Origin of the sequence: Paenimyroides tangerinum, assembly GCF_003865405.1 — a bacterium.
Classification (GTDB): domain Bacteria; phylum Bacteroidota; class Bacteroidia; order Flavobacteriales; family Flavobacteriaceae; genus Flavobacterium; species Flavobacterium tangerinum.
Genome location: NZ_RQVQ01000074.1, coordinates 1 through 6,411 on the forward strand (window position 1 = coordinate 1; position 6,411 = coordinate 6,411).

At 28.2% G+C, this 6,411-nt stretch carries 8 protein-coding genes and 1 pseudogene; 4 read left to right on the forward strand and 5 right to left on the reverse strand.

Annotation, left to right across the window (positions count from 1 at the left end; genetic code table 11):
• Nucleotides 1-406, reverse strand: a 406-nt coding sequence (locus EG240_RS15920) for a hypothetical protein (RefSeq protein WP_148096364.1), incomplete at its 3' end; no start/stop codon positions are given.
• 193 nt (nucleotides 407-599) lie between these two features.
• Between EG240_RS15920 and EG240_RS15925 the strand changes: the two genes are divergently transcribed.
• The 3 genes from EG240_RS15925 to EG240_RS15935 all read left to right on the forward strand — a co-directional run bounded on the left by EG240_RS15925 (nucleotide 600) and on the right by EG240_RS15935 (nucleotide 2,488).
• Nucleotides 600-1,013, forward strand: a complete 414-nt coding sequence (locus EG240_RS15925; RefSeq protein WP_125020324.1) for a helix-turn-helix domain-containing protein — start codon at nucleotides 600-602, stop codon at nucleotides 1,011-1,013.
• 328 nt (nucleotides 1,014-1,341) lie between these two features.
• On the forward strand, nucleotides 1,342-1,749 hold the full coding sequence (locus EG240_RS15930; RefSeq protein WP_125020325.1) for a hypothetical protein: 408 nt from the start codon (nucleotides 1,342-1,344) through the stop codon (nucleotides 1,747-1,749).
• A gap of 40 nt (nucleotides 1,750-1,789) precedes the next feature.
• Nucleotides 1,790-2,488 (forward strand): hypothetical protein, encoded by a 699-nt coding sequence (locus EG240_RS15935; protein ID WP_125020326.1) that lies wholly within the window; start codon nucleotides 1,790-1,792, stop codon nucleotides 2,486-2,488.
• A 20-nt stretch (nucleotides 2,489-2,508) separates the two neighbouring features.
• Here the strand turns inward: EG240_RS15935 and EG240_RS15940 are convergent, their stop codons facing one another.
• The 4 genes and pseudogenes from EG240_RS15940 to EG240_RS15950 all read right to left on the reverse strand — a co-directional run.
• Nucleotides 2,509-3,357 carry an HNH endonuclease gene (locus tag EG240_RS15940; RefSeq protein ID WP_125020327.1) on the reverse strand — a complete coding sequence of 283 codons (849 nt, stop codon included), beginning with the start codon at nucleotides 3,355-3,357 and terminating at the stop codon, nucleotides 2,509-2,511.
• Entirely contained in the window at nucleotides 3,344-3,922 is a 579-nt protein-coding gene (locus tag EG240_RS15945; protein ID WP_125020328.1) for an AAA family ATPase, read from the reverse strand. Before EG240_RS15945 ends, EG240_RS15940 begins: the two co-directional genes overlap by 14 nt.
• A gap of 21 nt (nucleotides 3,923-3,943) precedes the next feature.
• Complete coding sequence (locus EG240_RS16420) at nucleotides 3,944-4,342, reverse strand: P-loop NTPase family protein (protein ID WP_148096365.1); 399 nt, start codon at nucleotides 4,340-4,342, stop codon at nucleotides 3,944-3,946.
• A 154-nt stretch (nucleotides 4,343-4,496) separates the two neighbouring features.
• Nucleotides 4,497-5,563 (reverse strand): annotated as a pseudogene (locus tag EG240_RS15950) (IS3 family transposase); the annotation flags it as partial.
• Between the two features lie 593 nt (nucleotides 5,564-6,156).
• Here EG240_RS15950 and EG240_RS15960 point away from each other — a divergent pair.
• A partial coding sequence (locus tag EG240_RS15960) for a hypothetical protein (protein WP_148096367.1) occupies nucleotides 6,157-6,411 on the forward strand: 255 nt, incomplete at its 3' end.

Genomic DNA, 6,411 nt, shown 5'->3' on the forward strand with positions numbered 1-6,411 from the left:
GATAATTAATTATTGCCTTTTGTTTATCGATTGAATAAAAATTTTGGAATAAACTGTTCCATCGCTTTAAATGATTGCTGTAAATAGCAAAGCAAGGCTGTAAATGCAATTGCAAATAACTAAAATGGAAATGTGAATCGTTTGATGAAACTTTATGATAATTAATGGTTATTAAAGTATCGTACTTTTCCAAAGCATTTAAAGTATCTACTTGAGGTTGTAACACACAAACAATTGCATCATAATTTTGTTTATCTACTACTAAGGTGAGTATTTTTAGTTTGCTGTTAACCACAGGTGTATAAAACACTAACATTAGTTCATTACTACAAACCGCATTGTATATAAAATTTTGAACATCTAAAGTCAGTTCTTCCGGTAGATTTAATGCGTTTAAATTTTTCATAATCAACGATTTAAAAATGAATACATCAAATTTGATTGATTATCACTAGGTATCGAACCATAAAATAAGGTAACGTACCAGGAATAGGTGGTAAAAAACATTTTTGGGGGAATGGGGAGTTGGGAATGGGGAATAAAAAACTTGAATGATTTAAGAAAAAAACTTATATTTGAGTTTATAAAAACTTAGGCTTATGGAAACGACACAAAAGAAGCATTTAGGACGCAACATCAGTCGCATACGAGAAATGAAGGGAATGAAACAAGAAACTTTAGCTGAACTGTTAGGTATTAGCCAACAAAAAATGTCGGTAATTGAAAACACGGCTGATTTAGACGATGCAAAACTAGATATTATTGCTAAAGCCCTTGAAGTACCTACCCAAGCCATAAAAGAATATTCGGATGAAAAGATGTTAAATATAATAACTAACAATACTTTTAACAGTAATGATTCATCAACTCTGAATGCAATAAACGTGATGCCTACCTTTAACCCTTTAGACAAGTTGGTTGAGGCATATGATGAGAATAAGAAATTATACGAGCGTTTGTTAGCTGCTGAAAAGGAAAAATTAGCTTTTGTAGAGCAACTATTAAAAAAATAGATTTTTGTTTCAAAATCACACTAAATTATAAAAGTGAAAAAATCGGCTATTTATTAAATTAATAGTCGATTTTTCTGTTTTTATGCTTTTTTTATAGAAAATGTAGTTCATGCATTATCTATGCTTTAACTATGGAGTATCTACGGAGCATCTATATGGTTGGTATTTAGAAAAATTTTCGGTGACCCGTCCTAAAATAACTATGCCTATTTTTAATTAAATTCATTTATAATTATACATTATTAGATCTTAATCCTAAATACTTACAAGAAACATGGGATATTAAATAATTAATAATATATTAGCTAATATCAATTTGAAAAATAAGATGATTTATAAAAAAGAAGATTTTATTGCATTAAAAGACTGCTCCAAAACTGGTAAAGAAAAAATATTTAAAATATCGAATATAAATTTACCAAATAATCAAATAGAAGTAACATCTTACTACGGTGAGCTGAAAACAGTTAGTTTAGAACAAATAACACCTATTGAAATAGATAGCTATTTAGCCAAAGAAATACATTTAGAGTATCCTATTATGGCAAGTATAATAGCACTTGACGCTCCAGAAATACCTTTAATTAATTATAAATGCTATTTTAAAGATAAATTAAATCAATTCACATATGCAGGTGGAATAGCTCCCTTAGACATTTCAAAATGTGAATTCGTTCATGAAGTCCAAGAGGAATTTAGAAACCGTGAAGAACTAAATTACAAACTTGGACTTTAGTTTTTTTCTTATTAATAATAATCTGGATAATTAAATAAAAATGGATAAAAAAATACATATAAAAACTAAAGAAGAAATTATTCATTTACTATTTAAAAGAGGTTCGGAACATCGTATGAAAGATTTTATTGAAAAAGGTGAAATGTATTTTAATACACTTGAGTACATGCGAGCTGGTGAAAAAGATGATCATAGACAAGATTTAGATGAAGGACTAATTAAAAGAAATCATCTTAAAAAATGTAAAATCCAACTATTTAGAAATGATAAGTATTTAGATAATATAGATCCTGAATTTACTTTTAATGATGTTGATGTAGTACTAAAAGATGGTTTTACAAACGGTAATATATATAGTCTTACAGGTTTATTTAATAAACAACTAAAATCAAATCTAAAAATTGATATAAAAGAATTTGGAGAGTCATTAGTTATTATTAAGAATCCAAGAGTTTTTATGGAAAGAGTTATAAAAAAACTTGATGAACTGAAATTAGATTATAAATATAGACCAGTGCAGTATTATGATGATGATCATTCTGGCAATTTAAGTACATTTCATAAAAGAGTAAAATATAAAGATCAAAATGAATTTAGATTTTTCATAAACTGTAAAAATAAACATGAACCTATAACAATACAGATTGGTGATTTACGAGATATTGCTGTCAAATATGATAATCCACTTGAAATGAAGCTTAATTTAACTGATGGACGTGAATTATTATTAAACCTATAATTTATTAAATTAATATAAGCTTATAGAAAATATTGATTAAGGTAAAAATTGTTATTTATAAGAGCTTCTTCTAATATTAATTTATAATGATTGTGACCATGCAATGATTTATCTCTATTTATTTTATCAAGAGTTATATCTATAAAAGTCTGTTTTGAAATTTGGTTTACAGAAGCATAAATCGAGTTTGTCATTTCACTAATTATTGTATTTGATTTACTTTTAAATCTACGAAATAAATGTAATTTCTCATAATGACTTTCAATAAGTCTGAATAAATCAGTATTAATATTATTTATATTTGAGAGCTTGAAGTTTACTTCTATTAGTCCATTTGCTGTTGTAATATCTACAAATAAAAATTGGTGAGTGGGTAATAAATCAGTATATAGATTTAAAAATAATCTATTCTGATTGTTTTTAAATCTATCCAATTTATGTCCATTACATTCTGAACAAGCTGGTAATAAGTTTTTGGGATTCACAGCAAATTCAACGAATTCAGCTTTAGGAATAATATGATCTAATGTATTAGCTGAGTTAATTGTACAATACTGACATATTGTTGATGCTCTATTATCTAAAATTGTAGTTGTATCATTTTTAAACTTAACTAATTTAACTGCTTTAGGATTGTACAATTTTAATAGGTCATTTTTATCTTGGTTAACATAGCCGTGGGCTATAAGTGAAACATGATTATTAATATTATGAGCTAAATTATACGAATTGTAACATAGCTTAACATTCGGTAGTAATAAAGCTAATCTTTGCTTAAAATCCGGGTCATTTTGTGTGTGTTTTTTTGATTTTATTATATCATCTAAAAAATCGTGAACATCCCCATTATATACATTAAGATTTTTCATCGATAGCACTTTTTAAATAGATACGGGCATTTAAACTCAACGGAATATTTTCAGTTTCTACTATAGAAAGTATCTCCTCATAACTTTTACCCTCACTAGCTAATCTTGATAATATTTTTTCAAATTGATTGGGTACATCTCTATTACCAAATATCTCTTCTGTTATCATTGTAAGGTTTTCACCAAATGTTTCAATCAGCGGTTTTCTAACAGAAATCACATTACTTTCTCTCTCAACTATATAAACATTTCTTGAAAGTAATTCTCTAATTATAATTGGCGAATGAGTAGCGATAATACAGTATGATTGGAATTCTTGAGTTAACTGGTAGATTGTATTGATTAATTGCGATATTGCATTTGGATGTAAATGTGTCTCCGGCTCATCATAAATGATAAGAGAATCAAATCTTATATTCGCAACAATTTCAGTTATAATGTATAATAAAATACTCTGACCAGAACTTAATTTTTTGCTTACACTGTTGAATCCTTTTATGTCCACAGTAAACTCGAAGGGATTATCATTTAAAACAATAAATTCATTGATTAATTCAACTTCCATAAAAAATGGGAGTAAATTCTTTCATTTGTCGAATCTGTTATTGGATTTAATCTTTTTCCACGAATTGTGAAACCTCAGCTTTAGACCTTTTTCAGTATATAATTCACCTTTAGGGTCTCTGATGCCACAATAAACATAATTAAAATCAGCTGTTTTTTTAGGAATATCAAAAGTATCAAAAGCGCTATATGACACAGCTATTACTTTACTAAAAATAGGTGTTTTAGGAGTAAAAGCATCATCTCTCTTTTTAGATATATCAAGAGGCAAGGTTGTAATCAATTGAGTTTTTCCTGTCCCATTTTTTCCTATTATGGCAAATATCCTTGATGGAATACTTTTTTCAACATCAAAATTAAAGTCGATTGAAACAGAATCATTAGAAAATTTTGGTTTAAAGGAGTACTTGAAACTATACAAGTTCTTTATGTCATAACCTTTGTTGTAGGCTTCCCCTTTTTAGTACAAGTTAAAAGTATACAATTTAATACATAGTTTATCACAGTTGAAGGGCTGAGTGTGGCGAAGGCGTAGCCGTAGCGGAACGTAGTCCTTCAACTGTTTTTTCTTTCTTTCTTTTATAGTTAACTGGGCTAATCCCTCCTAAGGTATCATGCGGTCTTTGGTAATTATAATCCTCTATCCATTGGTCGCTTATTTCTCTGACTTGGTCAATACTATCGAACAAATAGGTATCCAATACATTTTCACGATAACTTTTATTAAAACGTTCTATTAAAGCATTTTGTGTTGGTTTACCTGGTTGGGTGTATTTAAATTCAATTTCCATAATCTGGCTCCATTCTTGCGCTAATTTAGCAATAAATTCGGGTCCATTATCCATTCTTATTCGTTTTGGTTTTCCATGTTTGTTTACAAGGTGTTTTAAAACCCAAATAACTCTGCTGCTTTTGAGTGAATAATCAGTTTCTATAAATAATACTTCTCTATTAAAATCATCAATAACATTAAAGCTTCGGAACTTTCTTCCGTTGGCTAAACTATCGCTCATAAAATCAATACTCCAAGTATGGGTAAAACTTTCAGGAATTACAATAGTTTCTTTTACTCTTTGAGGCAAGCGCTTTTTAGTCTTTCTGCGATGAGGAAGTCCAATCTGTTTGTAAACCCTATGCAATCGCTTATGATTTACTTTCTCTCCATCATTACGAAGGCGATAATAACACTTCCAAAAACCTTCTCTTGGATGGTCTTGAGCAAATTTCTCTAATCGCTGGATTAAATCACAATCATTTTTGATGGATTGATACACCAAGCTACTTCGACTAGTCTGTAAAATACGGCAAGCCTTGCTTTTGCCTTTAGGATATTTGGTCAAAACATCCTTTATGATTGTTCTTTTTTCGCAAGGCTTTAAAGCTTTTTTTCAATGATGTATTTTGCCATGTCTAATTCTAATGCTAAATCAGCATACATGCGTTTGAGTTTAGCGTTTTCTTCTTCTAGGGCTTTAATTTTCTTTAATTCACTTGCTTCCATGCCACCGTAGCGTTGACGCCACTTATAAAACGTAGCTTTACTAACTCCGTGTTCTCTAATAATTGCATTAATATCTTTGCCCGATTCAAATTCTTGAAGGATCTTAGAAATTTGAGTGGGACTAAATTTACTACTCTTCATAATTACAGTTTAGTTTAAAATTAATAATTTTTCGCTTTTTAAACTGTACTTTTTTTGGGGGAGCTTACAAATTGACGAATTAAGTAATCAAATTACTTTTACATCGTAATTAAGAAATGACTTTAAATAAATTGATTTTTTATTGACAATTCGTTCAACAAAAATGATAATTAACGAATTAAGTAATCAAATTACTTTTGCACCGTAATTAAGAAATTACTTTAAATAAATTGATTTTTTATTGACAATTCGTTCAACAAAAATGATAATTAACGAATTAAGTAATCAAATTACTTTTGCATCGTAATTAAAAAATGACTTTAAATAAATTGAGTTTTTATTGACAATTCGTTCAACAAAAATGATAATTAACGTATTAAGAAATCAAATTACTTTTGCACCGTAATTAAGAAATTACTTTAAATAAATTGATTTTTTATTGACAACACGTTCAACAAAAATGATAATAAACACAAAATGTAATGAAATTACTCTTGTCAAAAATTAAAATAATAAACAAAGAGAGTTCTTCAGAACTCACATCGGCTAAAATAAATAAAAAAATATAAATAACAAAATAATTATAACAAAAAATGAAAACAACAAGTAACTTCTTCAAAACAACTACTGTATTAGCAATCGCTTTAATGTTTGGATACAACGCAAACGCTCAAGAAAAAGTAAAAACAAATAAATTATCAGTTACAGTTGGAGAATTTTACAGCTTAAATTTAAGTAACGATAACGCAACTATTTTATTAGATAACGAAGCGAAATTTGCAAACGGAAGTGAATCAACTCCAATTACAATGACGATTTTCTCTTCTAAAAAATATGCAGTTAGCGCT